Raw genomic sequence first — 26,137 nt, 5'->3', positions numbered from 1 at the left:
AATTCGCCGCCGCTCGTCCGGGGTGGGTCGCCGCCCGTCGCCCCATCGGGGGTGTCGGTGGGGCGGCGCAGGGGCTTGTGCCAGCCCTTATGATTTCGGGTTACCCCTTTGCGGCGCCCGGCTCCCGCACCCATGTCCGTCCCCACCCCTTCCCCCGCCACGCCAGAGAATCTCATCGAACTGCGCCAAGTCACGTGCGGTTACGGTGACCGTGTGATCCTCGAAAACATCGATCTGGTCGTTCCTCGCGGCAAGGTGATGGCCTTGATGGGCACCTCGGGCGGCGGCAAGACGACGGTGCTGCGCCTGATCGGCCGCCAACTGGCGCCGATGAAGGGACAGGTGATTTTCGACGGCATCGACCTCGGCACGCTCGACACGACGGGGCTCTACGCGGCGCGGCGTCGCATGGGCATGCTGTTCCAGTTCGGGGCCTTGTTCACCGACCTGTCGGTGTTCGACAACGTGGCCTTCCCCTTGCGCGAACACACGAACCTCAGCGAGGCCATGGTCCGCGATTTGGTGCTGATGAAGCTCAACGCGGTGGGCCTGCGCGGTGCGCGCGACCTGCTGCCTTCACAGGTGTCGGGCGGCATGGCGCGGCGCGTGGCGCTGGCGCGGGCGATCGCGCTCGACCCCGACCTCATCATGTACGACGAGCCCTTCGCAGGCCTGGACCCGATCTCGATGAGCGTGGCCGCGTCGCTGATCCGCGAGTTGAACAACGCGCTTGGCGTCACCAGCATCGTGGTGTCGCACGACGTGGACGAGACCTTCCTGATCGCCGACCACGTGGTTTTCATCGCCAACGGCCGCATTGCGGCGCAGGGCACCCCCGCTGAAATGCGCGCCAGTGAAGACCCGCTGGTGCAGCAGTTCGTGGGCGGTCAGTCCGACGGCCCGGTGCGTTTTCATTACCCGGCGGTGCCGGTGGCCGACGACTTCGGCGTGGGGGCGGTGCGATGAGCGGCTGGGGCCCGTCCGCGATCGGCTTCGCGGTGCGCAGCAAGCTGGCCGACATCGGCAGTGCCGCGAAGCTGTTCGTTCAACTGGTGATGCTGGTGGGCGCGAGCTTCGCGCGGGCCCGGCTGGTGGCCGACCAGGTGTTCTTCCTGGGCAACCGCTCGCTGTCGATCATCACCGTGTCGGGCTTGTTCGTCGGCTTCGTGCTGGCGCTGCAGGGCTACTACACCTTGCAACGCTACGGTTCGTCCGAGGCGGTGGGCTTGCTGGTCGCGCTGTCGCTCGTTCGCGAGCTCGGGCCCGTGGTCACCGCACTGCTCTTCGCCGGCCGCGCGGGCACCTCGCTCACTGCCGAGATCGGCCTGATGAAAGCTGGTGAGCAACTCGCGGCGATGGAAATGATGGCGGTGGACCCGGTCAAGCGCGTGCTCGCGCCGCGCTTCTGGGGGGGCGTGATCGCCATGCCCTTTCTCGCCGCGGTGTTCAGTGCGGTCGGCGTGATGGGCGGCTGGCTGGTGGCCGTGCAACTGATCGGCGTGGACGCTGGCGCGTTCTGGTCGCAGATGCAAGGCGGGGTCGATGTGTGGTCCGACGTGGGCAACGGCGTCATCAAGAGCCTGGTCTTCGGCTTCACCGTCACCTTCGTGGCGCTCTTGCAGGGCTTCACCTGCAAGCCGACGCCCGAGGGCGTGTCGGCCGCGACCACCCGCACCGTCGTCATGGCTTCGTTGGCGGTGCTGGGGCTCGACTTCGTGCTGACGGCGATGATGTTCTCGATTTGATCGACAAGTGGTTTGACGGAGTAAGCGATGCAGAAATCGCGTCATGACGTGTGGGTGGGGCTGTTCGTGCTGATCGGCGCGGCCGCCATCCTCTTTTTGGCCCTCAAGGCGGGCAACCTCCTGAGTCTGAATTTCGCGGAGACCTACAAGGTCACGTTTGTGTTCGACAACATCGGCGGGCTCAAACCGCGCGCAGCCGTCAAGAGCGCGGGTGTGGTCGTGGGCCGGGTCGAGTCGATCACGTTCGATCCGCAAAGCTTCCAGGCGAAGGTCGTGGTGCAGATGGAAAAGCGCTACCCCTTCCCGAAAGACAGCTCGGCCAAGATCCTCACGGCGGGCCTCCTGGGTGAGCAGTACCTGGGTCTCGAACCCGGCGGCGCCACCGTCAACATCGCGGCTGACGATGTCATCACCAACACGCAATCGGCGGTGGTGCTTGAAAACCTGATCAGCCAGTTCCTGTTCAACAAAGCGGCAGAGACTCCGGCCCCTGCCGACAAGAAGTGAACGCGCTGCGCTTCTTCGGGCGCCTGGGCAGTCGCCTGGCGGTCCTGGGCTTCGCCGTGTTGATGACGGCCTGCGCGACCACCGGTGGTGCTGGCGCGCCGCCGACCGCCGCCCAGCGCGCCGACCCGTGGGAAAACTGGAACCGCAAGGTCTTCGCCTTCAACGACGCAGTCGATGAGGCCGTGCTCAAGCCCGTGGCCACCGGCTACACGAAGGCTGTGCCGCAACCCGTGCGCACTGGCGTGACCAACTTCTTCGGCAACTTCAGCGACGCGTGGTCAGCCGTCAACAACTTCCTGCAAGGCAAGGTGACGAACGGCTTCCAGGACGTCATCCGCGTCGGCACCAACACAGTGTTCGGCCTGGGCGGCATCTTCGATGTGGCCTCGAGCTTCGGGCTCGACCGGCAGAGTGAAGACCTGGGCCAGACGCTCGGCCGCTGGGGCGTGGCCTCGGGCCCCTACGTGGTGTGGCCGATCTTCGGCCCCTCGACGCTGCGTGACTCGTTCGCCCTGCCGATCGACCGCTCGATCTCGCCCACGCTGGCGATCAGCGCCGATGGCGCGCGTGCCTTCACGGTGGGGCTCGGCGCGGTCAACGAGCGCGCCAACCTGCTGGGCGCGACGCGCATGCTCGACGACATCGCGCTCGATAAATACGTGTTCACGCGCGACGCCTACCTGCAACGCCGCAAGAACCTGGTGTACGACGGCGACGTGCCCGAAGAGCCCGAAGAAGAATGGGACGAAGAAGGGACCGACGCCCCACCGCCTGCCGCCCCACCGCCGGCTTCTGCGCCACCCGCTGCGGCCCCTGCCAGCGCACCCGCGAGCGCGCCCGCGAGCGCGCCCGCAGCGCCGAAGCCGCGATGAAAACCCTGGTTGGTCGAGCGGTCATGGCAAGCTGGGACAACCGTTTCGGCGCGTGCCGCGTTGTCACCGCCAGCCGGGTGCTGATGTCAGCCACGGCCTGAACTCACGACGACCACCGGCGCCGAACTCTTTGCCCTCCGGTCACTCCAACGCTGGCCCTTCGGGGCCGTGAGCAGAAGAAAGGATTTCTCAATGTTTCGCCAACGTGTTTTTTCTTGGATTTCCGCGGTTGCGCTGATGGCCTTTGCCTCGGTGGCGCAGGCCGCGCAGGCGCCCGACGCGCTGGTCAAGCAGGTCTCGCAAGAGGTGCTCGACGCCGCCAAGGCTGACAAGTCGATCCAGGCCGGTGACGTCAACAAGGTGATGGCCCTGGTCGAGACCAAGGTCATGCCGCACGTGAACTTTCAGCGCATGACGGCTTCGGCGGTCGGCCGCCACTGGCGCCAGGCCACACCCGAGCAGCAAAAGCGCCTGCAAGAAGAGTTCAAGACCCTGCTGGTGCGTACCTACGCCGGGGCCCTGGCGCAGGTGAAAGACCAGACCGTGCAGCTCAAGCCCTTCCGTGGCACGGCCGACGCGAACGAGGTGCTGGTGCGCACCGAAATCCGTGGCAAGGGCGAGCCCATCCAGCTGGACTACCGCCTCGAAAAGTCGGGCGACGCGTGGAAGATCTACGACGTGAACGTGGTCGGCGTGTGGCTGGTCGAGAACTACAAGGGCACCTTCCAGCAAGAGATCACCGCGGGCGGCATCGACGGCCTGATCGCCAAGCTGACCGAGCGCAACAAGGCCTCGGCGGCCGGGCGCAGCTGAAGCCCGGCACCGCCGCACGCGACATGCTGGTCCTGCCCACCACCATCACCACGCGCGAGGCCCGCGACACGCAGCGCATGCTGTCGCAGGCCATGCAGCAGGAGCTGAAAACCGACGCCGAGGCGGTGGTCACCGTCGATGCCTCGGGCCTGCAGCAGTTCGATTCGGCGGCGCTGGCCGTGCTGATCGAATGCCAGCGCCGGGCGCAAGCCTTCGGCAAGCGGCTGGCGGTGCGGCAGGCGCCGCCCAAGCTGGTGTCGCTGGCCCGCTTGTACGGCATCGACGGGCTGCTGATGGCGGAAGAGACCGTGCCAGACGCGCCCAGCGCCTGAGTTTTCGCTGTCCCTGCGCCCTCGGGCCTGCCGTTCAGCGACAACCGCTGCACGCAGGCCCGTGGCCTTTCAGGCGCTCATTCTTCTTCGGACCAGATGAAGCCTTCGCGTGCCACCAGCGCGCTGGCGGCCGCCGGGCCCCAGGTGCCCGCGGCATAGGGTCGGGGGCCGGAGCTGTCGCGCGCCCAGGCCCGCAAAATGGGCTCGACCCAGCGCCAGGCTTGCTCTTGTTCGTCGCTGCGCACGAAGAGGTTGAGCCGCCCTGCGATGGCCTCCAGCAGCAGCCGCTCGTAGGCCCCGACGCGGTTCTCGGCGAAGGCCTTGTCGAAGTCCAGGTCCAAGAAGACGGGCGACAGCGCCTCGCCCTGGCTGGCGCCTTTCGTGGCCAGCAGGTGCAGTTCCAGCCCGTCTTCGGGTTGCAGCTTGATCACCAGCTTGTTGGGCCGGTTCACGCCCGGAAAGATGCTGTGCGGCGTCGGCCGGAAGTTGACGACGATCTCGGCGTTGCGCTCGGCCAGCCGCTTGCCGGTGCGCAGGTAGAAGGGCACGCCCGCCCAGCGCCAGTTCTGCACCTCGGTGCGCAGCGCGACGAAGGTCTCGCAGTGGCTGCCCGCCGGCACCTTGTCTTCCTGCAGGTAGCCCACTGCTGGGCCGCCCGCCGCGTTGCCGGCGCGGTACTGTCCGCGCACCACGTCGCGCGCCACGCTCTCTTCGGTGAAGGGCTTCAGCGAGCGCAGCACTTTGAGCTTTTCGTCGCGGATCGCGTCGGCGTCGTTGGCCGGCGGCGGCTCCATCGCCACCATCGTCAGCAACTGCAGCGCATGGTTCTGGATCATGTCGCGCAGCGCGCCGGTGCGGTCATAGAAGTCGCCGCGCGTGCCCACGCCCAGGCCTTCGGCCAGCGTGATCTGGATGTTGGCGATGCTCTCGCGCCGCCACAGCGGCTCGAACAGCGCGTTGCCGAAGCGCAGCGCCATGAGGTTCTGCACCGAGGGCTTGCCCAGGTAGTGGTCGATGCGGAAGGCCTGCGTTTCGCTGAACACCGAGCGCACGACGCGGTTGATTTCTTGCGCGCTCTGCAGGTCGTGGCCGAGCGGTTTTTCGAGCACCACACGCACCTGCGGGCCGTTGAGCCCGGCCGCGCCCAGCTGCTCGCAGATCACTGGAAAGAGGTGCGGCGCCGTGGCCAGGTACAGCACCGCGGTGTCGGCCTGGCGCTCGGCAAGCCAGTTCTTCAGCTTGGCGTAGTCGGCCGGCTGCGACAAGTCCATGCGCCGGTAGTGCAGCAACTCGGCGAAGCGGGCGAACTCGTCGTCGGTGGGGCGCTTGGCGCCTTCGACGTCCTGGAAGCGCGCCTTGAGCCACGCGCGGTATTGCGTGTCGGTCTGGGTGTCGCGGGCGACGGCGAGAATGCGTCCGCCATCGGGCAGCTTGCCGTGGCGAAAGGCCTGGAAGAGCGCGGGCATCAGTTTGCGCCAGGTCAGGTCGCCGGTACCGCCGAAGAACACGAGGTCGAAGGACATGGGGGACGGGTCAACGAAGGTGCCCGTATTCTGAACCGGCCCTCTCGACCCGCGTTCTAATGGCACTTGCAACGGAGGGATCACGCCACATGAACCAACTCGACCAGCTCAAGCAGCACACCACCGTCGTTGCCGACACCGGCAACTTCAAGCAGCTCGCCGCCTTCGCCCCGCGCGACGCGACGACCAACCCGTCACTGATCCTCAAGGCCGTGCAGCAGCCTGACTACGCGCCGCTGCTGGCCGAGACGGTGGCGGCTCACAAGGCGCTGCCGCTCGAAGGCATCGTCGACCAGGTGCTGGTGCGCTTTGGCGTCGAAATATTGAAGGTGGTGCCGGGACGTGTCTCGACCGAGGTCGATGCGCGGCTGAGCTTCGATACCGCCTGCACCGTGGCCCGCGCGCGCCGCCTGATCGCGCTGTACGAAGAGCAGGGCATCGGCCGAGAGCGGGTGCTGATCAAGGTCGCCGCTACGTGGGAAGGCATCCAGGCCGCCCGCACGCTCGAGCGCGAAGGCATCCATACCAACCTCACGCTGCTGTTCGCCTTCTGCCAGGCCGTGGCCTGCGGCGAAGCCGGCGTGCAGCTCATCTCGCCCTTCGTCGGACGCATCTACGACTGGTACAAGAAATCGGCCGGATCGTCGTGGGACGAAGCCGCCAACGCCGGCGCCAACGACCCCGGCGTGAAGTCGGTGCGGCAGATCTACACCTACTACAAGAAGTTCGACATCTCGACCGAGGTCATGGGCGCGAGCTTCCGCAACGTTGGTCAGATCGTCGCGCTGGCCGGCTGCGACCTGCTGACCATCAGCCCGGAGTTGATGGCGCAACTGCAGGCGAGCGACGCGCCGGTGCCGCGCGTGCTCGACCCGGTGGCCGCCAAGGCCGAGGCGATCCACGCCGTCACTTACAACGAAGCCAGCTTCCGCTACGCGCTCAACGCCGATGCGATGGCGACCGAGAAGCTGGCCGAGGGCATCCGCGCGTTTGCGGCCGATGCGGCCAAGCTCGATCAACTCATCAACGACCTGAAGAAGTGAATCACGAAGCAGGCCGAGCGCCAGGCCGCGCTGAAGCCGACCCGCATCCCTGCAGGGGGCGGGCAATGTACTCATCGACCGAGGGGTGTGAATGACATTGCGTTGCGATCGAACCGAAGCGTGGGCGGCCCTGCGCGGCCACTACGAAGCGCACGGGCGTGACTTCGACCTGCGCGATGCCTTCGAGCGCGACCCGGGGCGTTTCGCGTCGCTGAGCGTCGAGGCCCCCGAGGTTTTCGCCGACCTGTCGAAGAACCGCATCGACACGGCGACGCTGCACTTCCTGCTCGACCTCGCGCGCGAGTGCGGCCTCGAAGCGCGGCGCGACGCCATGTTCGCGGGCGCGCCGATCAACGGCACCGAGGGCCGCGCCGTGCTGCACACCGCCTTGCGCGCACCACGGGGGCAGGGCCCGTTCAGCAGCGAGGTGCACGAGGTGCTGGACGCGATGCTCGCCTACGTCGAGACCATCCGCGACACGGCAGCCAGCGGCATCCGCCATGTCGTCAACATCGGCATCGGTGGCAGCGACCTCGGGCCGCAGATGGTGGTGCCCGCGCTCGACGCCTTCGTGCATCCGGGCATCCAGTTCCACTTCGTCTCGAACGTCGATGGCCACGACCTCGCGCCCGTGCTGCGCAAGCTGAAGGCCCGTGAGACGCTCTTCATCGTCGCCAGCAAGACCTTCACGACGCAAGAGACCATGGCCAACGCGCACGCCGCGAAGGCCTGGTTCGAAGCGAGCGGCGGCACCGACATCGCCAAGCACTTCGTCGCCACCACCACCAATGTGACCGCGGCGGCCGCGTTTGGCATCACGACCACCTTCGGCTTCTGGGACTGGGTCGGCGGCCGCTACTCGATGTGGTCGGCCATCGGCCTGCCCATCGCGCTGGCCATCGGCGCCGAGAACTTCCGCGCGCTGCTGGCCGGCGCGCACGCGATGGACCGGCACTTCGCCGAAGCCCCGCTGGCGAAGAACCTGCCCGTGCTGCTGGGCTTGATCGACGTCTGGTACCGCAACTTCCATGGCTTCACGAGCCGCAGCGTCGCGCCCTACCACCAGGGCTTGCGGCGCCTGCCGGCCTACCTGCAGCAGTTGGAGATGGAAAGCAACGGCAAGTGCGTCGATGCCGGCGGCGCGAGCCTGCCCTTCGCCACCAGCCCGGTCGTGTGGGGCGAGCCCGGCACCAACGGCCAGCACGCCTACTTCCAGATGCTGCACCAGGGCACGGACGTGGTGCCGGTCGAGTTCATCCTCGTCAAGCAGCCCACGCACGCCTGGCCCGTCCTGCACCAGAAGCTGCTCGCCAACGGCCTGGCCCAGGCCCAGGCACTGATGCTGGGCAAGCACACGGCGCAGGCGCTCCATGAGAAGGCCCCGACGGCGGCCCCCGACCTCGACCCGAACACGCTGGCCCGGCACCGCAGCTTCCCCGGCAACCGGCCGAGCACCACGCTGTTGCTCGACCAGCTCAACCCGCGCAGCCTCGGCGCGCTGGTGGCGATGTACGAGCACCGGGTGTTCACCAGCGGTGCGCTGTGGGGCATCAACAGCTTCGACCAGTGGGGCGTCGAACTCGGCAAGGCGCTGTGCAACGACCTGCTGCCGCGCTTGGCGAGCGGTGACGCCCAAGGGCTCGACGGCTCGACGGCCGGGCTGCTGGCACGGCTGCGCGCATGAAGAACATCGTCTTCGACTTCGGCGGCGTGCTCTTCCGCTGGCGCCCCGAGGTGTTGCTGCAGCAGGTGCTGCCGCGGCACGCGCACGACGAGTTCACGGCGCGTGAACTGGCGGCACAGGTCTTCGGCGCGCACTGGAGCGAGTTCGACCGTGGCACCGTGAGCATCGACGAACTTGCCGCGCGCATTGCGCAGGGCTCTGCGCTCTCTCCAGATGAGGTGCGGACGGTCGTCGAGGCCGTGCCCGAAGAGCTGGTGCTGCAAGCCGGCACCGCCAGACTGATCGAGCGACTGCACGCCCAAGGCCACGCGCTGTACTTTCTGTCGAACATGCCCGAGCCCTACATCGCGCACGTGAGCCGTCCGCCCGTCTTCGCGCGCTTCAAGGGCGGCATCTTCTCTGCGCACGACAAGCTCGTGAAACCCGAGCCGGCGATCTACCAGTTGATGGACAGGCGCTTCGGCACGCGCCCCGGCGACACCGTCTTCATCGACGACATGCCGGCGAACGTCGCTGCCGCGAAGGCGCACGGCTGGCACGCGATCCAGTTCGATGCTGCAAGTCAGGTAGACGCAGAACTGGAAGCCTGGATCAGGCACAGAGCCGCTGCGTAGCAGCGCGAACGATCAAGCAACGCCAGCGGAGCCGGCTTTGCCTGGCCGCCAGGCGGCGCCCCTCGGGGGGCAGGAGCGGAGCGACTGGGGGGCCAACTAAGTCCGCAATCGGCTGTGCTTCGGCACGCTGGCCAGCAGAAAGTCCATCTGGTCGGCCAGGATGCGTCGGCCGCGCAGGATCATGTCCTCGTGCAGGCTCGGCACGTAGGGCAGGTACAGCAGCGACATGTTGGCCTCTTCGGGCATGCGGTTGCCCTTGTGGCCGTTGCAGGCGCGGCAAGCCGTGATGCAGTTCATCCAGGTGTCGTGGCCGCCGCGCGAGGTGGGGGTGATGTGTTCGCGCGTCAGGTCATCGGCCGGGAAGCGTCCGCCGCAGTAGGCGCAGAGCTGCCGGTCACGGGCGAAGAGCTTCGGGTTCGACAGCGCCGGCGTCTGCCGCCAGGCCCGCGTGGGCACCGCGCCGCGCACCGCGACGATGGGGTGCACCTCGATGCGCGACTGCAGGCCCGTGCGCCGTTGGGTGCCGCCGCGCATCACGACAAAGGCGTCGCCCAGCGTCCACGCCACACCATCGCTGGCGTAGATGACCGCGGCTTCCTTGGCCGAAATCCACGATTGCGGGCGACCCGAGACGTCCAGTTGCAGCACTTCCACGGATGTTGTCTCCTTGCGAGCGAAGCGTAATCCAATCCACGGGCTTCCTCCAACTTTCGTGCCTGCCCGCGCAGGGCCTCCGCAACGGGCCGGCCCTTGTCACGCGCAGATCACGAAACCATGATCGAAGACCGAGGCATTCAAGGCCAACGTGCAGCCGGTCACGAACGGCGACAGCGAAATCCCTTGCCCGGCCGCGAAATCTGTTTGCATTGCGCGCGCAAAGTCTGCAAAAATAGAACGATCGTTCGTTTCATCCTGTCCTGCGCCATGGGTGCACCCGCCGCCAAATCCCGCGAAGCCAGAAGCCTGCAGAAGGGTCAGCAGACGCGCGCCCACATCCTGGAGGCCGCGCTGAGCTTGGCGTCGAACATGGGCCTCGAAGGCCTGTCGATCGGGGCGCTGGCCGAGGTGACGGGCATGAGCAAGTCGGGCGTGTTCGCGCACTTCGGGTCGCGCGAAGAGCTGCAGATCTCGGTCATCCGCGAGTACCACCGCAAGTTCGAGGAAGAGGTGTTCTTTCCAGCGCTGCGCGAGCCGCGCGGCATGTTGCGCCTGAAGGCCATGCTCGAACGCTGGTTCAAGCGCGTGTCGGTCGAGGTCGATTCGGGCTGCATCTACATCAGTGGCGCGGTCGAGTTCGACGACCGCCCCGGCCCCGTGCGCGAGGCGCTGGTGGGCATGGTGCGCGACTGGCAATCGGCGCTGCAACGCGCCATCCACATCGCCATCGAAGAAAAGCATTTCCCTGAAGACTGCGACGCCAAGCAGGTGCTCTTCGAGATCCATGGCTTGATCCTCTCGCTGCACCACGACGCGCGTTTTCTGTGCAACCCCGGCGCGCTCGAACGGGCGCGCGCCGCGCTCAACCGCATCATCAGCCACTACGCCACGCCTGCGGGCCAGGCCTTGATGCAGGGCACCAAGCCGGCCCCGCGCAATTCGGCCGTGGCCGAGCTCGGCTGAGCCGGGCGACGTTTTCCCTCCCGCCCCTTTCCGTTTTCCCTCTTCGACACACAACACTTCAAGGAGTCCACGATGGCCCAGTACAACCCGCCCCTGCGCGACATGCAGTTCCTGATGCACGAAGTGCTGAACGTCGTCGATGAGCTGAAGGCGCTGCCGCCGCATGCTGACATTGATGCCGACACCATCAACGCCGTGCTCGAAGAAGGTGGCAAGTTCGCCTCGCAGGTGATCTTCCCGATCAACCAGAGCGGCGACGAAGAAGGCTGCACGCTGAACAAAGAGACGCACGAGGTCACCGCGCCCAAGGGCTTCAAAGAAGCCTATGCGCAGTACGTCGAAGGCGGCTGGCCTGCGCTGAGCTGCGACCCGGCCTACGGTGGCCAGGGCCTGCCGCATGTGGTGAACCAGTGCTTCTATGAAATGCTCAACTCGGCCAACCAGGCTTGGACGATGTACCCCGGCCTGTCGCACGGCGCCTATGAAGCCCTGCACGCGCACGGCACCGACGAGCAGAAGAAGACCTACCTGCCCAAGCTGACCAGCGGCGAGTGGACCGGCACCATGTGTCTGACCGAACCGCATTGCGGCACCGACCTGGGCCTGCTGCGCACCAAGGCCGAACCGCAGGCCGACGGCACCTACAAGATCACCGGCGCCAAGATCTTCATCTCGGCCGGCGAACACGACCTCGCGCCGAACATCATCCACCTGGTGCTGGCCCGCCTGCCGGGCGCGCCCGAGGGCTCGAAGGGCATCTCGCTCTTCGTGGTGCCGAAGTACCACGTCAACGCCGACGGCAGCCTGGGTGGCCGCAACCCGATCTTCTGCGCCGGCCTCGAACACAAGATGGGCATCCACGGCAACGCCACGGCGCAGCTGGTGCTCGAAGGCGCCACCGGCACGCTGGTGGGCCAACCCAACAAGGGCCTGGCAGCCATGTTCGTGATGATGAACGCGGCGCGCCTGGGCGTGGGCAACCAGGGCCTGGGCCTGACCGAGATCGCGTACCAGAACGCCGTCGTCTACGCGAAAGACCGCATCCAGATGCGCGCGCTGTCGGGCCCGAAGGCGCTCGACAAGCCGGCCGACCCGATCATCGTGCACCCCGACGTGCGCAAGATGCTGCTGACCGCGCGTGCCTACGCCGAAGGCGGCCGCGCGCTGGGCATGTGGACCTCGCTGCAGCTCGACAAGGAGCTGACCTCGGCCGACGCCGACGAGGCCAAGGCCGCCGGCGAGCTGGTCGCGCTGATCACGCCGATCATCAAGGCCTTCCTGACCGACAACGCCTGGACGGCCACCTCGGCCTGCATGCAGGTCTTCGGCGGCCACGGTTACATCAAAGAGTGGGGCATGGAGCAGTACGTGCGCGATGCCCGCATCAACATGATCTACGAGGGCACGAACACGATCCAGTCGCTCGACCTGCTGGGCCGCAAGGTGCTGGCCGACAACGGCGCGAAGCTGCGCAAGTTCGGCAAGATCGTGCAAGAGTTCGTTGAGGAAGAAGGCACCAACGAAGCCATGCAGGAGTTCGTGAACCCGCTGGCCGACCTGGGCGAGAAGGTCGTGAAGCTCACCACCGAGATCGGCATGAAGGCCTTCGGCAACCAGGACGAAGTGGGCGCCGCCGCCGTTGATTACCTGCGCGTCGTCGGCCACCTGGTGATGGGCTACTTCTGGGCCCGCATGGCCAAGGTCGCGCTCGAAAAGCAAGACAGCGGCGACAGCTTCTACAAGGCCAAGGTCATCACTGCGCGCTTCTACTTCGCCAAGCTCTTCCCCGAGACGGCGACGCTGATCCGCACGGCGCGCGCCGGCCTCAAGCCCCTGATGGAAATGGACGAGGCGCTGTTCTAAGCTGCACCGCCCGCATCCACCGGAGCCGCCATGAAACGCATGCTGATCGCTGCCGCGCTCGTGGCGGCCGCCGGACTCGCTGCTGCGCAGACCACGCCCGTCGGGGTGTGGCGCACGGTGGACGAGAAGACCAAGAAAGACCGCTCGCTCGTGCGCATCACCGAAACCGGTGGTGTGCTCAGCGGCAAGATCGAAAAGTACCTCGACCCGAGCATTGCCGCCGACGCGGTGTGCGACGAATGCACCGACGCCCGCAAGGGCCAGCCCATCCTGGGCATGACCATCCTGCAAGGCATTCGCAAGAACGCCGACAAGGAGGGCGTGTGGGACGGCGGCCACGTGCTCGACCCCGAGAACGGCAAGGTCTACAAGGTGCTGCTGAAGCCGCAGGATGGCGGCAAGAAGCTCGAAGTGCGCGGCTACGTCGGCGCGCCGATGTTCGGGCGCAGCCAGACCTGGGTCCGAACCGAATGACCGCCCCCCAGTCGCGGTGCTCCTGCCCCCAAGGGGCGCCGTTCGGCTTGGGACGGCCCGGCGCCGAACAGGTCTTCGCTAACTAAACACATTCCTCCTTTGGAGAACTTCCCATGAGTCGTTTCAATGTCCGCAAGGTCGCCGTGCTCGGCGCCGGTGTGATGGGCGCGCAGATCGCGGCCCATCTGGTCAACTGCAAGGTGCCGGTGGTCTTGTTCGACCTGCCGGCCAAAGAAGGCCCGAAGAACGGCATCGTCAGCAAGGCGGTCGAGGGCTTGAAGAAGCTCAAGCCGGCGCCGCTGGGCGTGCCCGAAGACGCCGCGCTGATCCAGCAGGCCAACTACGAAGAGCACAGCGAACTGCTGCGTGGCTGCGACCTCATCATCGAGGCCATCGCCGAGCGCATGGACTGGAAGCTCGACCTGTACACGAAGATCGCGCCCTTCCTGAACGAGCACGCCATCGTGGCGAGCAACACCTCGGGCCTGTCGATCACCAAGCTGTCCGAAGTGCTGCCCGAGGCGATCCGCCCGCGCTTCTGCGGCATCCACTTCTTCAACCCGCCGCGCTACATGGCGCTGCTGGAGCTGATCCCCACGCCGACGACGCGCCCCGAGATCCTCGACCAACTCGAGACCTTCGTGACCACGGCGCTCGGCAAGAGCGTGGTGCGCGCCAAGGACACGCCCAACTTCGTCGCCAACCGCATCGGCATTGCCGGCATGTTGTCCACGATGCTCGAGGCCGAGAAGTTCGGCCTGACCTATGAGGTGGTCGATGACCTGACCGGCAAGAAGCTCGGCCGCGCGAGTTCGGGCACCTTCCGTACCACCGACGTGGTGGGCCTGGACACGATGGTCCACGTCGCCAAGACCATGCAGGACAACCTGCAGGCCGACCCGTTCTACCCGACCTACGCCACGCCGGCCGCGGCCACGGCGCTGATCGCCAAAGGCGCGCTCGGCCAGAAGAGCGGCGGCGGTTTCTTCAAGAAGGTCGGCAAGGACATCCTGCGCTTCGACCTGGCCACCGGCGACTACGTGCCCGCCACCGGCAAGGCCGACGAGATCGTCGCGCGCATGCTCAAGAAGGCCCCGGCCGAGCGCCTGAAACTGCTGCGCGAATCGACCAACCCGCAGGCGCAGTTCCTGTGGGCCGTGCTGCGCAACGGCTTCCACTACGCCGCCGTGCACCTGGGCGACATCGCCGAGTCGGCACGCGACATCGACTTCGCCTTGCGCTGGGGCTTCGGCGCCAACCAGGGGCCGTTCGAGCTGTGGCAGCAAGCCGGCTGGAAGCAGGTCGCCGAATGGGTGAAGGCCGACATCGACGCGGGCAAGGCGCTCACCAACGCGCCCCTGCCCGACTGGGTGTTCGACGGCCGCGACGGTGTGCACACGCCCGAAGGCTCGTGGAGCGCCACGACGAAGAGCTACGTGCCCACCAGCAAGCTCGACGTCTACAAGCGTCAGCACTTCCCCGAGGCCGTGCTGGGCTCGGGCGCAACGGACCCGCTGAAGTCGGGCACCGAGGTCTTCAAGAACGACGAGATCCGCCTGTGGACGCTCGACGGCGAGGTGCTGATCGCCAGCATCACCGCCAAGCTGCACCTCATCAGCCCGAACGTGATCGAGGGCCTCGACAAGGCCGTGACCTTGGCCGAAGCCAACTACAAGGGCCTGGTGATCTGGTCGCCCGACGACGTGTTCTCGGCCGGCGCCAACCTCGAATCGATGATGCCGGTGTTCATGTCCAAGGGCGCCAAGGGCATCGCGCCGATCGTCAAGCAGCTGCAAGACACGATGCTGCGCCTGCGCTACGCCAACGTGCCGGTCGTCGCCGCGATGCGCGGCATCGCGCTGGGCGGTGGCTGCGAACTCGCGGTGTACTGCGACAAGCGCGTGGCCGCGATGGAAAGCTACATGGGCCTGGTCGAAGTCGGCGTGGGCCTGATCCCGGCCGGCGGCGGCCTGACCTACATCTCGCGCCGCGCGTCCGAGATGGCCAACGCGGCTGGCGCCAACGCCGATCAACTCAAGTTCATGACCGAAGGCCTGATGGCCGCGGCCATGGCCAAGGTGGGCACCAGCGCCATCGAGAACCGCAAGCTCGGCTACCTGCTGTGGAGCGACGTGGTCGTGCCGCACAAGGACGAGCTGCTGTACGTGGCCACGCAGCAGGCCAAGGCGATGTTCGAGAGCGGCTACCGCGCCCCGGCCCGGGCGCTGTTCCCGGTGGCCGGCCGCAACGGCATCGCCACCATCAAGGCCCAGCTCGCCAACATGCGCGACGGCAACTTCATCAGCGCGCACGACTTCCACCTCGGTGCGCTGATCGCCGACACGCTGTGCGGGGGTGACGTCGATGCCGGTTCGCTGGTCACCGAGGAATACCTGATGACGCTGGAACGCAAGCACTTCGTGAGCTTGCTCGAACACCCCAAGACGCAAGAGCGAATCATGGGGATGCTTTCAACCGGCAAGCCCGTCCGCAACTGAGCTGGCTACTGCGCGAACTCATGGCGTCGTTGCAGCCCACGAACAATCCTCACGACCAGGAAGGTCGTTCCGGTTGTTCGCGGGCACCCGCGCCTCGCCCTGAGTCCGCTCGCTACGCCAGCCGTGCCTCCGATCAAGATCGAATCACTCCGACAGGAGACTGACATGAGCAAGCAAGTTCAAGACGCCTACATCGTCGCCGCCACCCGCACCCCGATCGGCCGTTCGGGCCGGGGCTATTTCAAGAACACGCGCCCGGACGACCTCTTGGTCGCCGCGATCAAGAGCGCGATGAAGCAGGTGCCCGACCTCGACCCGGGCGCCATCGAAGACGCCATCATCGGCTGCTCGTTCCCCGAGGGCGAGCAGGGCATGAACATGGCCCGCATCGCGGTCGCGCTGTGCGGCTTCCCGAAGCCGGTGGGCGGTGTCACTGTCAACCGCTTCTGCGCCTCGGGCGTCACGGCCATCCAGATGGCGGCCGACCGCATCCGCGTCGGTGAGGCCGACGTGCTGATCGCCGGCGGTGCCGAGTCGATGAGCCTCGTGCCCATGGGCGGCGGCAAGCCCTCGTTCAACCCCGAGATCTTCGCCAAGGACGAGAACATCGGCATCGCCTACGGCATGGGCCTGACGGCCGAGAAGGTCGCGCAGCAGTGGAAGGTCTCGCGCGAAGCGCAAGACGCGTTCGCGCTCGAATCGCACCTGCGCGCGCTGAAGGCGCAGCAGGCCGGTGAGTTCGCCGATGAGATCACGCCGATCGACGTTGTCTCGCGTTTCCCCAACCTGGACACCGGCGAGTCCATCGTCAAGACGCGCACGGTGAGCCTCGACGAAGGCCCGCGCCCCGACACCTCGCTCGAAGGCCTGGCCAAGCTGCGCCCGGTGTTCGCCGCCAAGGGCAGCGTCACGGCCGGCAACAGCTCGCAGACGAGCGATGGCGCGGGCGCGCTGATCCTCGCCAGCGAAAAGGCAGTGAAGCAGTTCGGCCTGAAGCCGCTGGCGCGCTTCGTCAGCTTCGCGGCGCGCGGCGTGCCGCCCGAGATCATGGGCATCGGCCCGATCGAGGCGATCCCGGCGGCGCTCAAGTACGCCGGCCTGCAGCACGGCGACATCGACTGGTTCGAGCTGAACGAAGCCTTCGCGGCCCAGTCGCTCGCCGTGATGAACACGCTCGGCCTCGACCCGGCCAAGGTCAACCCGATGGGCGGCGCGATTGCGCTGGGCCACCCGCTGGGCGCCACCGGTGCCATCCGCGCCGCGACCGTGGTGCATGCGCTGCGTCGCCACAACCTGAAGTACGGCATGGTCACGATGTGCGTGGGCACGGGCCAGGGCGCCGCCGGCATCTTCGAACGCGTCTGACGCCTCGGGCGCGTTGACCGATGGCCGCCGGGCGTCGTTCACTGCTGCGTCGCACCGTGCTCGGTGCGGCGGTGGTGGGCGTGCCCGCCGCGTGGTGGCTGGGGGCGCCGGCGGCGATCCATGCGCCCGCCTTCGACTCGCTGGCGAATGCGCTGCGCACGCTCGACGCGCTGAAGACCCAGCCTGCGCGCAGCACCGGCGCGTGGGACCTGGCGCAGGTGCTGCACCACGCGGCGCAAAGCGTCGAGTTTTCGATGAGCGGCTTTCCCGAGCCGAAGCCCGCGTGGTTTCGCGCCAGCGTCGGGCCGCTCGCGGCCACGGCGTTCTCTGCGGCCGGGCGCATGACCCATGGGCTGGACGAGCCCATTCCGGGCGCCCCTGCACTGGCGCAAGGCCAGCCGCTGACCCCGGCCATCGACCGCGCGGTCGAGGCCTTGCAGGCCTTTGCCCGCCACACCGGCCCGCTGGCCCCCCATTTCGCTTACGGCGCGCTCGACAAGAACGACTACCTGCGCGCCCACCTGATGCATTTCGCCAACCATTGGCAAGAGGTCGTCGCCGCCTGAACGGCACGCGGCGGCACACCGCAGCCATGGCCCAACGGCCAACCCAGGGAGCAAACAATGGAATCGATCGAGTTCAAAGCAACCGACGGCTTCGCACTGCAAGGCCGCGTGTTCGGTGATCCCGCGCGCTGCACCTCGGCCTTGCTGATCGTGCCGGCGATGGGCGTGCCGCAGCGCTTCTACGCCGACTTCGCTCAGTGGCTGGCGACGCAGGGCATGGCGGTGTTCACCTTCGACTACCGCGGCATCGGGGCGTCGCGCCCTGCCGAGATGAAGCAGTCGCTGAAGGGGCTGCGCGCCGACGTGAACGTCTGGGCCGAACAAGACACCGCCGCCGCGCTCGCCTGGCTGAATGCGCGCGTGACGCCGGCCACCCCCATCCACTGGCTGGGCCACAGCCTGGGCGGGCAGATCTTCGCGATGGTGCCGGGCCGCGAGCGCGTTTCGCGCGTCGTCACCATCGGCGTGGGCACCGGCTACTGGCTGCACCAGACGCTGAAGGTGCGCAGCTACGTGTGGTGGATGTGGTTCGTCGTCGCGCCGCTCGCCCTCAAGCTGTGCGGCTACTTCCCCGGCAAGCGGCTGCGCAAGGTCGGCGACCTGCCGCTCGGCGTGATGGATCAGTGGCGGCGCGCCTGTCTCAGCCGTGACTACCTGGTGGGGCAGGGTGGCGAGAAGATGCGTGCCGCGTACGCGGCCGTGACGGCGCCGATCCTGTCGCTCTCGTTCACCGACGACGAGTACATGTCGGCGCGCAACACCGCCGAGATGCATGCGTTCTATGCCAGCGCGCCGCGCGAGATGCGCCGCTTCACCCCGCGTGAAGTGGGTGCCAAGCGCATCGGCCACTTCGGGTTCTTCCGGGCCCGTTTTGCCCCCACACTGTGGCCCCAGGTGTCGCAGTGGCTGGCGTCTTGACCTGCCCCAAAACCGACTGATTCGTTCCCTGAGGAGAAGACATGAGCATCAAGACCGCTGTCCTGAACGGCGTGTACACCATCGAGATCGCGCGCCCTGAAAAGAAGAACGCGATCACCGGCGAGATGTACACGCAGATGGCCGAGGCCCTGCGCGCCGCCGCCGCCGAACCGAGCGTGCGCGCCGTGCTGCTGGTCGGCCAGCCGGGCATCTTCACGTCGGGCAACGACCTCGAAGACTTCATGAAGCGCGCCGGCGGGCTGACCGAGTCGCCGTCGTTCCAGTTCATGCGGGGCATGATCGAGTGCGACAAGCCCATCGTTGCCGCCGTCACCGGCGCGGCCATCGGCATCGGCGTGACGATGCTGCTGCACTGCGACCTGGTCTACGTGTCCGACGAAGCCCGCCTGGCCATGCCCTTTGTGAGCCTGGGCCTGGTGCCCGAGTTCGCGTCGAGCCTGCTGGTGCCGCAGCTGATGGGCCCGCGCAAGGCGGCCGAAAAGCTGCTGCTGGGCGACCCGTTCAACGGCGAAGAGGCCGTCGATTGCGGCATCGCCAACGCGGTGCTGCCGGCCGGCGAGGTGGTGAACCACGCGCGCCGCATGGCCGAGCGCTTCAACGCGCTGCCGCCGGCCGCCGTGCGCGAGGCCAAGAAGCTGCTCAAGCGCGCCAACACCCAGCAGGTGCTCGACGCCATCCAGAAAGAAGGCGAAGTCTTCAGCGCCCGCCTGCAAAGTCCCGAGGCGAAAGAGTCGTTCAGCGCCTTCTTCCAGAAACGCAAGCCCGACTTCACCCAGTTCTCTTGAACCGGCAACCGCCCGGCCGCGTGGCGGTCGCGGCCATCAAGCTTTCGCTGCTGCCCCTGCTGATCGCACAGGGGCGCTTCGTGCGCCGACGGGCCTTGCGCCTGCCCGAAGCGGCGGGCGCACGCGAGGGCGTGTCGGGCACGGGCCGTGTCAAGCTGCGGGTGTTGATCGTTGGCGACTCGTCGGCCGCCGGCGTCGGCGCGCCGACCCAGGCGCAGGCCTTGGGCGGGCGCCTCGGCGAAGCGCTGGCGCAGCGGCTCGAAGGCTCGGTGGTGTGGCAGGTGGTGGCCCGCACGGGCGACACCACCGAAGACGCGCTGAAGGCCGTTCGCAGCATGAAGCTGCACCCGGCCGACGTGATGGTCACGGCGCTGGGCCTGAACGACATGCTGGCCCAGGTGCCGCCGGCCGACTGGCTGGCTCGCATGGACAAGCTCAACCGCCTGGCCGCCAAGCGCGCCGGGGTGCGGCACGTGGTGCACAGCGGCATTCCGCCGGTGCATTCGTTTCCGCTGCTGCCCAACCCGCTGCGCTGGGTGCTGGGGCTCGATGCGCAGCGCTACAACCATGAGCTGGCCCAGTGGGTGCAGCGCTGGCCCGATCGCTGGTGGCTGCCGCTGCCCTTCGAGAATGCCCTCGGCACCGACAGCGTGCTGCTCGCCGAAGACGGCTTTCACCCGGGGCCGGCGGTGTACGCGCTCTGGGCCGAACAACTCGCCGGCATGATTGCCAACGAGATCGTTCCGCGCGTGCCGGAGACGAAGCCGACGCGGCGCTTGTGAGGGGCGTTGTGGTGAGTGTGGCGAGTGGGGTGGTGGGCGAAGGCGTTTTCACCGCCAAGACGCCAAGACGCCAAGGAAATACCAAGAACGCAAAAGAGACAAGAAGTCTTTCTCTTGGCGACCTTGGTATTTTCTTGGCGTCTTGGCGGTAAGAAATCGGCGCCCCACCACCGAGCGCCGCCAAAGCCGGAGCGAGCGGTTTACCGAGGAATTTCTCGCGGCCGCCCGTCCATGTCGATGGCCACATAGGTGAGGCTGGCTTCGGTCACCTTCACCACCTGCAGGTCGGCCGGGTTGCGTTCGGCGTAGACCTCGACGTGCACCGTGATCGAGGTGCGGCCGATCTTCTCGACCCGCGCATAGAGGCTCAGCAGGTCGCCCATCGACACCGCCTGCTTGAACACGAACTGGTTCACCGCCACGGTGGCGATGCGGCCCTTGGCGATGCGGTTCGGCAGCACCGAGCCGGCCAGATCGACCTGCGCCATGATCCAGCCGCCGAAGATGTCGCCGTTGCCATTGGCGTCGGCGGGCATGGGCATGACGCGCATCACCAGGTCCATGTCGGTGGGCAGGGTGACGGGGGTGGGGGTGGCAGGTGCGTTCATGGCGGCGCGGGCTGAAGCGGGTGACGCCCCATTCTGAACCAGGCTGCTGCGTTGCAACATCCCCGGTGACCACGTTCTGGCGGGTGGCGAGACGAATCACCGATGCGGGCGGGGGGCCTGGGCGCGCCCCGCCTGCTGCACAGGGCATGCATGCAAGGGACAATCACGCCCCATGCGCCGAACCCTCGCCCTGCCCGCCGACGAATCCCGCACCGCGCCCGCCGCCGAACGCTCTGACTGGGCCACGCTGCGCAAGCTCTTCCCGTACCTGTGGCAATACCGCTGGCGCGTGGTGATCGCGCTGAGCTTCATGGTCGCGGCCAAGGTCGCCAACGTGGGCGTGCCAGTGCTGCTGAAGCAACTGGTGGACAACCTGACGATCCCGCCCGGCGACGTGCGCGCGGTGCTGGTCGTGCCCATCGGGCTGTTGTTGGCCTACGGGGGGCTGCGGCTCTCGACTGCGTTTTTCACCGAACTGCGCGAGCTGATCTTCGCCAAGGCGACCGAGGGCGCGGCACGCAGCATCTCGCTGCGCACCTTCACCCACCTGCACGACCTGAGCCTGCGCTTTCACCTCGAACGCCAGACCGGCGGCATGACGCGCGACATCGAGCGCGGCACCCGCGCCGTGCACTCGTTGATCTCGTACTCGCTCTACAGCATCCTGCCGACCATCATCGAAGTCGGCATGGTGCTCACGCTGCTGGCGGTGAAGTTCGACGCCGGCTTCGCGTGGATCACGCTGGGCGCGCTGGTCATCTACGTGACCTTCACCATCACCATCACCAACTGGCGCACCAAATACCGCCAGTTGATGAACGAGTTCGATTCGAAGGCGCACACCAAGGCGGTCGATTCGCTGCTCAACTACGAGACAGTCAAGTACTTCAACAACGAGCAGTTCGAGGCCAAGCGTTACGACGAAAGCCTCGACCGCCTGCGCCGTGCCACGCTGAAGTCGCAGACCACGCTGTCGCTGCTCAACACCGGGCAGCAGCTCATCATCGCCATCGGCCTGGTGCTGATGCTGTGGCGCGCGACCGAGGGCGTGGTCAACGGCAGCATGACGCTCGGTGACCTGGTGATGATCAACGCGTTCATGATCCAGCTGTACATCCCGCTCAACTTCCTGGGCGTGCTGTACCGCGAGATCAAGCAGAGCCTCACCGACCTCGACAAGATGTTCCGCCTGCTCGAACGCGAGCGCGAGGTGGCCGACTCGCCCGGCGCCTCGCCGCTGCACGTGGGGGCGGGCGGCGTGAGCTTCGAGCATGTGGATTTCGGCTACGACGCGAACCGGCCCATCCTCAAAGACCTGAGCTTTGAGATTCCACCCGGCAAGACGGTGGCGGTGGTCGGCCCCTCGGGGGCGGGCAAGAGCACGCTGGCGCGGCTGATGTACCGCTTCTACGACGTGAACGCCGGGCGCATCGCCATCGACGGGCAGGACATCCGGCAGGTCACGCAGTCGAGCCTGCGCCAGGCCATCGGCATCGTCCCGCAGGACACGGTGCTCTTCAACGACACGGTCGCCTACAACATCGCCTACGGCCGCACGGACGCGAGTCGCGAAGAGGTCGAGGCGGTGGCCAAGGCCGCGCGCATCCACGACTTCATCGCCTCGACGCCGCTGGGCTACGAGACCGTGGTCGGCGAACGCGGCCTCAAGCTCTCGGGCGGCGAGAAGCAGCGCGTGGCCATCGCGCGCACGCTGCTGAAAGACCCGCCGATCCTGATCTTCGACGAGGCCACCTCGGCGCTCGACTCGGCCAACGAGCGTGCCATCCAGGCCGAGCTGCAGGGCGTGGCGCGCAACAAGACGGCGCTGGTGATCGCACACCGGCTCTCGACCGTGGTCGATGCGCACCAGATCCTGGTGATGGACGCGGGCCGCATCGTCGAGCGCGGCACCCACACCGAACTGCTGGCGATGGAGGGGCGCTATGCTGAGATGTGGCGCCTGCAGCAGAGCGGGCAAGACGAAGGGGTTGCGGTGGAGATGTGAGGGGAACCTCTCGTCCGGCCGTTCCTCGCATGCCACCGAACGGGAGTGGGAAGCATGAGCAGGTGTTTCTGACCCATGGAAACCAAGTGGCTTGAAGACTTCGTGAGCCTGGCCGAGACGCGCAGCTTCTCGCGCTCGGCCCAGTTGCGGCACATCACGCAGCCGGCGTTCTCGCGCCGCATCCAGGCGCTCGAAGCCTGGGCCGGCATCGACCTCGTCGATCGTTCGTCCTACCCCACGCGCCTCACCCCCGCCGGCGAAAGCCTGCATGCGCAGTCGCTCGAAATCCTCGGCGCGCTGCAGGCGGCGCGCAACATGATGCGCAGCCACCAGTCGGCGGCGCAAGACGTGATCGAGTTCGCGGTGCCGCATTCGCTGGCGGTGACGTTCTTTCCGCACTGGGTGATGGACGTGCGCTCGCGTTTCGGCGCGCTCAAGAGCCGGCTGGTGGCATTGAACGTGCATGACGCGGTGATGCACCTCACCGAAGGCAACTGCGACCTGCTGATCGCCTATCACCACACCTCGCAGCCCCTGCAGCTCAACCCCGAGCGCTACGAGATGCTGAGCCTCGGTGACGAGACCCTGGCGCCGTATGCCAAGGCCGATTCGCTCGGGCAGCCGCTGTTTCGCCTGCCGGCGTCGGCGCGCGCGGCGGTGCCTTTTCTGAGCTATGCCTCGGGCGCCTACCTGGGCCGGCTGGTCGAATTGATCGACAAGCTCTCGCCGGTGCCGCTGCACCTGGAGCCCATCTACGAGACCGACATGGCCGAGGGCCTGAAGGCCATGGCCATCGAAGGCCACGGCCTCGCCTTTCTGCCCAGCAGCTCGGTCACGCAAGAACTCAAGAGCCGCCGGCTCGTGCGCGCCAGTGACCCCGGCGTGTGCGAGTTGGCCATCGACATCCGCATCTACCGCGAGCGCCCCGAGCTGGCGCGCCACACCAAGCCCGGTGCGCAGGCGCTGTGGGACTTTCTTCGTCGCTCGCCGCAGCCGGGTGCACCGGCCGAAGCCGTGCCCGACGCGTCCGAGCTGCCAGCCCCGTGAAAGCCCCGGTCGTCATCATCCCCGGCGCCCGTGTGCCTACCATCGGGCGACGCGACACCTGGTTCTTGTCCTCCCCCGTTCGTTCACCGTTGAAGGAGTCCCCATGAAAGTTTCATTGCTGGCCGTGGCTGCGCTGATCTGCACCGGCCCTGCGTTGGCCCAGGCGACCGACACGCTGGCCAAGATCAAAAGCAGCGGCACGGTGACGATGGGCGTGCGCGAGTCCTCGGGGCTGTCGTTCACGCTCGGCAACGGCGTGTACACCGGCTTTCACGTCGAGGCCTGCCAGAAGGTGCTGGCCGACATTCAGAAGCGGCTGGGCCTGGCCAAGCTCAACATCGTCTACCAGCCGGTGACCTCACAGAACCGCATCCCGCTGGTGCAGAACGGCACGGTCGACATCGAGTGTGGCTCCACCACCAACAACGTCGCGCGCCAGAAAGACGTGGCCTTCGCCGTCACCACCTACGTCGAAGAAGTGCGCATCGCGGTGAAGGCCAACTCGGGCATCAACAGCATTGCCCAGTTGAGCGGCAAGACCATCGCCACCACGACCGGCACAACCTCGGTGCAGACGCTGCGAAAGCACGAGCGCGCCACCGGCGTCGATTTCAAAGAGGTCTACGGCAAGGACCACGCCGACAGCTTTCTGCTGCTCGAATCGGGCCGGGCCGACGCCTTCGTGATGGACGGCTCCATCGTCGCGGCCAACATCGCCAAGGCCAAGAAGCCGAGCGACTTCAAGATCGTCGGCGAGGTCTTGTCGGTCGAGCCGATCGGGATCATGCTGCGCAAAGGCGATCCCGCGTTCAAGAAGGCGGTGGACGACAGCCTGATCGCGATGATGAAGAACGGCGAGATGAACAAGCTCTGGGACAAGTGGTTCCTGAAGCCCATCCCGCCGGCGAACACGACCGTGGGGCTGGCCCTGTCCGACACGACCAAGCAGGCCTGGGCCAACCCCAACGACAAGCCGATGGAAGAGTACGCCGCGAAGAAGTGACCCATGAGCGACGACAGCCGCTGGGACTGGCAGGTCTTCTGCAAGGACACCATCGACGGTGAGGTGCGCGCCAGCTGCTTCGGCACTGGCGGCGACATCACCTACCTCGACTGGATGCTCTCGGCCTGGGGCTGGACGCTCTCGGTCTCGCTGCTGGCGCTGGTGGTCGCGCTGCTGAGCGGCACGCTGATGGGCATCTTGCGCACGGTGCCCAACCGGGGGCTGGCCTTGCTCGGCAACGCGTGGACCGAGCTTTTCCGCAACGTGCCGCTGCTGGTGCAGATCTTCCTCTGGTACCACGTGGTGCCGGCGCTCGTCACGCCGCTGCGCGAGGTGCCGAGCTTCGTGCTGGTGGTGCTGGCCCTGGGTTTCTTCACCTCGGCGCGTATTTCCGAATCGGTGAAGGCCGGCATCGAATCGCTGCCGCGCGGCCAGCGCTATGCCGGCCTCGCACTCGGGCTCACGCTGCCGCAGACCTACCGCTTCGTGCTGCTGCCCTCGGCCTTTCGCATCGTCATCCCGCCGATCACGAGCGAGGCGATGAGCATCGTCAAGAACTCGGCCGTGGCGTTTGCGGTGAGCATTGCTGAGCTGACGATGTTCGCCATGCAGGCGCAAGAAGAAACCTCGCGCGGCATCGAGATCTACCTTGCGGTGACGGGGCTGTACTTCGTCTCGGCCTTCGCGCTCAACCGCATCGCGGCCTTCATCGAAGCGCGGGTGCGTGTGCCCGGCACGCTGGGGGTGCAGCGATGAACCTCGACTTCGGCTTTCTCACCTGGGACGTCTTTGTCGCCTTCGTCGCCAAGGGGTTGATGTTCTCGGTGCAGCTCACGCTGGTGGCCATGCTGGGCGGCATCGCGCTGGGCACCCTGCTCGCGCTGATGCGCCTGTCGGGCCGCAAGTGGCTCGAACTGCCCGCCACCGTCTACGTGGACACGCTGCGCTCGATTCCCCTCGTGATGGTGATCTTGTGGGTGTTCTTGCTGGTGCCGTTGATCATCGGCCGATCGATCGGTGCCGAGTGGTCGGCGGTGGTCACCTTCACGCTCTTCGAGGCGGCCTATTACGCCGAGATCATGCGCGCGGGCATCCAGAGCGTGCCGCGCGGGCAGGTGCACGCGGGCTATGCGATGGGCATGAGCTACCGCCAGACCATGCAGCTCGTCGTGTTGCCGCAGGCCTTTCGCAACATGCTGCCGGTGCTGCTGGCGCAGACGATCATCCTCTTTCAAGACACCTCGCTCGTGTACGCGATCGGCGCCTACGACCTGTTGAAAGGCTTCCAGGTGGCGGGCCGCAACTTCAACCGCCCGGTCGAGGCCTACCTGGTCGCGGCGGTGCTCTACTTCGTGATCTGCTTTGGCTTGTCGATGCTGGTGCGGCGCTTGCAGAAGAAGATCCAGATCATTCGCTGAACGGGGTGCGGGGCACGCCGAAAGACTTCAA

26 protein-coding genes are annotated in these 26,137 nt (G+C 66.9%); 23 read left to right on the top strand and 3 right to left on the bottom strand.

The window, feature by feature from the left end; all coding sequences use genetic code 11:
• The first annotated feature begins 132 nt into the window (after window positions 1-132).
• From AC1KAT_RS12245 to AC1KAT_RS12220, 6 genes are all read left to right on the top strand, one after another.
• Window positions 133-966, top strand: coding sequence for an ABC transporter ATP-binding protein (locus AC1KAT_RS12245; protein ID WP_480326221.1), 834 nt, complete (start codon window positions 133-135; stop codon window positions 964-966).
• A complete protein-coding gene (mlaE, locus tag AC1KAT_RS12240; RefSeq protein ID WP_480326219.1) occupies window positions 963-1,745 on the top strand; it encodes a lipid asymmetry maintenance ABC transporter permease subunit MlaE in 783 nt (260 codons plus the stop codon). The genes AC1KAT_RS12245 and mlaE overlap by 4 nt, the downstream gene beginning before the upstream one ends.
• A gap of 27 nt (window positions 1,746-1,772) precedes the next feature.
• Window positions 1,773-2,252, top strand: a complete 480-nt coding sequence (gene mlaD / locus AC1KAT_RS12235) for an outer membrane lipid asymmetry maintenance protein MlaD (protein WP_480326217.1) — start codon at window positions 1,773-1,775, stop codon at window positions 2,250-2,252.
• The gene (locus tag AC1KAT_RS12230; protein ID WP_480326215.1) at window positions 2,249-3,124 is read left to right on the top strand and encodes an MlaA family lipoprotein; all 876 of its coding nucleotides are present in this window, start codon (window positions 2,249-2,251) and stop codon (window positions 3,122-3,124) included. The genes mlaD and AC1KAT_RS12230 overlap by 4 nt, the downstream gene beginning before the upstream one ends.
• 192 nt (window positions 3,125-3,316) lie before the next feature.
• Window positions 3,317-3,937 (top strand): MlaC/ttg2D family ABC transporter substrate-binding protein, encoded by a 621-nt coding sequence (locus AC1KAT_RS12225; protein ID WP_480326213.1) that lies wholly within the window; start codon window positions 3,317-3,319, stop codon window positions 3,935-3,937.
• A 23-nt stretch (window positions 3,938-3,960) separates the two neighbouring features.
• On the top strand, window positions 3,961-4,269 hold the full coding sequence (locus AC1KAT_RS12220; protein WP_480326211.1) for an STAS domain-containing protein: 309 nt from the start codon (window positions 3,961-3,963) through the stop codon (window positions 4,267-4,269).
• A gap of 77 nt (window positions 4,270-4,346) precedes the next feature.
• On the opposite strand, the gene zwf is transcribed toward AC1KAT_RS12220, so the two are convergent.
• Complete coding sequence (zwf, locus tag AC1KAT_RS12215; protein ID WP_480326209.1) at window positions 4,347-5,792, bottom strand: glucose-6-phosphate dehydrogenase; 1,446 nt, start codon at window positions 5,790-5,792, stop codon at window positions 4,347-4,349.
• Between the two features lie 89 nt (window positions 5,793-5,881).
• Here zwf and tal point away from each other — a divergent pair, with 89 nt between their 5' ends.
• From tal to AC1KAT_RS12200, 3 genes are all read left to right on the top strand, one after another.
• Window positions 5,882-6,835 carry a transaldolase gene (tal, locus tag AC1KAT_RS12210; protein WP_480326207.1) on the top strand — a complete coding sequence of 318 codons (954 nt, stop codon included), beginning with the start codon at window positions 5,882-5,884 and terminating at the stop codon, window positions 6,833-6,835.
• A gap of 91 nt (window positions 6,836-6,926) precedes the next feature.
• On the top strand, window positions 6,927-8,519 hold the full coding sequence (pgi, locus tag AC1KAT_RS12205) for a glucose-6-phosphate isomerase (RefSeq protein ID WP_480326205.1): 1,593 nt from the start codon (window positions 6,927-6,929) through the stop codon (window positions 8,517-8,519).
• Window positions 8,516-9,133 (top strand): HAD family hydrolase, encoded by a 618-nt coding sequence (locus tag AC1KAT_RS12200; RefSeq protein WP_480326203.1) that lies wholly within the window; start codon window positions 8,516-8,518, stop codon window positions 9,131-9,133. The genes pgi and AC1KAT_RS12200 overlap by 4 nt, the downstream gene beginning before the upstream one ends.
• Before the next feature lie 96 nt (window positions 9,134-9,229).
• On the opposite strand, the gene AC1KAT_RS12195 is transcribed toward AC1KAT_RS12200, so the two are convergent.
• Window positions 9,230-9,787, bottom strand: a complete 558-nt coding sequence (locus AC1KAT_RS12195; RefSeq protein ID WP_480326201.1) for an HNH endonuclease — start codon at window positions 9,785-9,787, stop codon at window positions 9,230-9,232.
• A gap of 270 nt (window positions 9,788-10,057) precedes the next feature.
• On the opposite strand from AC1KAT_RS12195, the gene AC1KAT_RS12190 reads away from it, so the two are divergent.
• The 9 genes from AC1KAT_RS12190 to AC1KAT_RS12150 all read left to right on the top strand — a co-directional run bounded on the left by AC1KAT_RS12190 (window position 10,058) and on the right by AC1KAT_RS12150 (window position 20,025).
• Window positions 10,058-10,753 carry a TetR/AcrR family transcriptional regulator gene (locus AC1KAT_RS12190; RefSeq protein WP_480326199.1) on the top strand — a complete coding sequence of 232 codons (696 nt, stop codon included), beginning with the start codon at window positions 10,058-10,060 and terminating at the stop codon, window positions 10,751-10,753.
• 72 nt (window positions 10,754-10,825) lie between these two features.
• Window positions 10,826-12,616: an acyl-CoA dehydrogenase C-terminal domain-containing protein gene (locus tag AC1KAT_RS12185; RefSeq protein WP_480326197.1), complete on the top strand. Its 1,791-nt coding sequence runs from the start codon at window positions 10,826-10,828 to the stop codon at window positions 12,614-12,616.
• A gap of 30 nt (window positions 12,617-12,646) precedes the next feature.
• Complete coding sequence (locus tag AC1KAT_RS12180; protein ID WP_480326195.1) at window positions 12,647-13,090, top strand: DUF2147 domain-containing protein; 444 nt, start codon at window positions 12,647-12,649, stop codon at window positions 13,088-13,090.
• 113 nt (window positions 13,091-13,203) lie between these two features.
• Complete coding sequence (locus tag AC1KAT_RS12175; protein ID WP_480326193.1) at window positions 13,204-15,588, top strand: 3-hydroxyacyl-CoA dehydrogenase/enoyl-CoA hydratase family protein; 2,385 nt, start codon at window positions 13,204-13,206, stop codon at window positions 15,586-15,588.
• Window positions 15,589-15,753: 165 nt separating this feature from the next.
• Complete coding sequence (locus AC1KAT_RS12170; protein ID WP_480326191.1) at window positions 15,754-16,953, top strand: acetyl-CoA C-acyltransferase; 1,200 nt, start codon at window positions 15,754-15,756, stop codon at window positions 16,951-16,953.
• Window positions 16,954-16,973: 20 nt separating this feature from the next.
• Window positions 16,974-17,519, top strand: coding sequence for a DUF1569 domain-containing protein (locus tag AC1KAT_RS12165; RefSeq protein WP_480326189.1), 546 nt, complete (start codon window positions 16,974-16,976; stop codon window positions 17,517-17,519).
• A gap of 57 nt (window positions 17,520-17,576) precedes the next feature.
• Entirely contained in the window at window positions 17,577-18,437 is an 861-nt protein-coding gene (locus tag AC1KAT_RS12160) for an alpha/beta hydrolase family protein (RefSeq protein ID WP_480326187.1), read from the top strand.
• 41 nt (window positions 18,438-18,478) lie between these two features.
• Complete coding sequence (locus AC1KAT_RS12155) at window positions 18,479-19,243, top strand: enoyl-CoA hydratase (protein WP_480326185.1); 765 nt, start codon at window positions 18,479-18,481, stop codon at window positions 19,241-19,243.
• A complete protein-coding gene (locus AC1KAT_RS12150) occupies window positions 19,240-20,025 on the top strand; it encodes an SGNH/GDSL hydrolase family protein (RefSeq protein WP_480326183.1) in 786 nt (261 codons plus the stop codon). Before AC1KAT_RS12155 ends, AC1KAT_RS12150 begins: the two co-directional genes overlap by 4 nt.
• Window positions 20,026-20,225: 200 nt before the next feature.
• Here the strand turns inward: AC1KAT_RS12150 and AC1KAT_RS12145 are convergent, their stop codons facing one another.
• Window positions 20,226-20,633, bottom strand: a complete 408-nt coding sequence (locus tag AC1KAT_RS12145) for an acyl-CoA thioesterase (RefSeq protein WP_480326181.1) — start codon at window positions 20,631-20,633, stop codon at window positions 20,226-20,228.
• A gap of 172 nt (window positions 20,634-20,805) precedes the next feature.
• Between AC1KAT_RS12145 and AC1KAT_RS12140 the strand changes: the two genes are divergently transcribed.
• From AC1KAT_RS12140 to AC1KAT_RS12120, 5 genes are all read left to right on the top strand, one after another.
• Window positions 20,806-22,638: an ABCB family ABC transporter ATP-binding protein/permease gene (locus AC1KAT_RS12140; protein ID WP_480326179.1), complete on the top strand. Its 1,833-nt coding sequence runs from the start codon at window positions 20,806-20,808 to the stop codon at window positions 22,636-22,638.
• A gap of 75 nt (window positions 22,639-22,713) precedes the next feature.
• Complete coding sequence (locus tag AC1KAT_RS12135) at window positions 22,714-23,685, top strand: LysR substrate-binding domain-containing protein (protein ID WP_480326177.1); 972 nt, start codon at window positions 22,714-22,716, stop codon at window positions 23,683-23,685.
• A 103-nt stretch (window positions 23,686-23,788) separates the two neighbouring features.
• A complete protein-coding gene (locus tag AC1KAT_RS12130) occupies window positions 23,789-24,688 on the top strand; it encodes an amino acid ABC transporter substrate-binding protein (RefSeq protein WP_480326175.1) in 900 nt (299 codons plus the stop codon).
• A gap of 3 nt (window positions 24,689-24,691) precedes the next feature.
• On the top strand, window positions 24,692-25,444 hold the full coding sequence (locus AC1KAT_RS12125) for an amino acid ABC transporter permease (RefSeq protein ID WP_480326173.1): 753 nt from the start codon (window positions 24,692-24,694) through the stop codon (window positions 25,442-25,444).
• Window positions 25,441-26,106 carry an amino acid ABC transporter permease gene (locus AC1KAT_RS12120; protein WP_480326171.1) on the top strand — a complete coding sequence of 222 codons (666 nt, stop codon included), beginning with the start codon at window positions 25,441-25,443 and terminating at the stop codon, window positions 26,104-26,106. Before AC1KAT_RS12125 ends, AC1KAT_RS12120 begins: the two co-directional genes overlap by 4 nt.
• The last annotated feature ends 31 nt before the right edge of the window (window positions 26,107-26,137 follow it).

The organism is Piscinibacter sp. PDB5-1 (assembly GCF_056676035.1).
The sequence above is the reverse complement of the archived record's forward strand: the minus strand, read 5'-3'. Positions and strand labels throughout refer to the sequence as shown.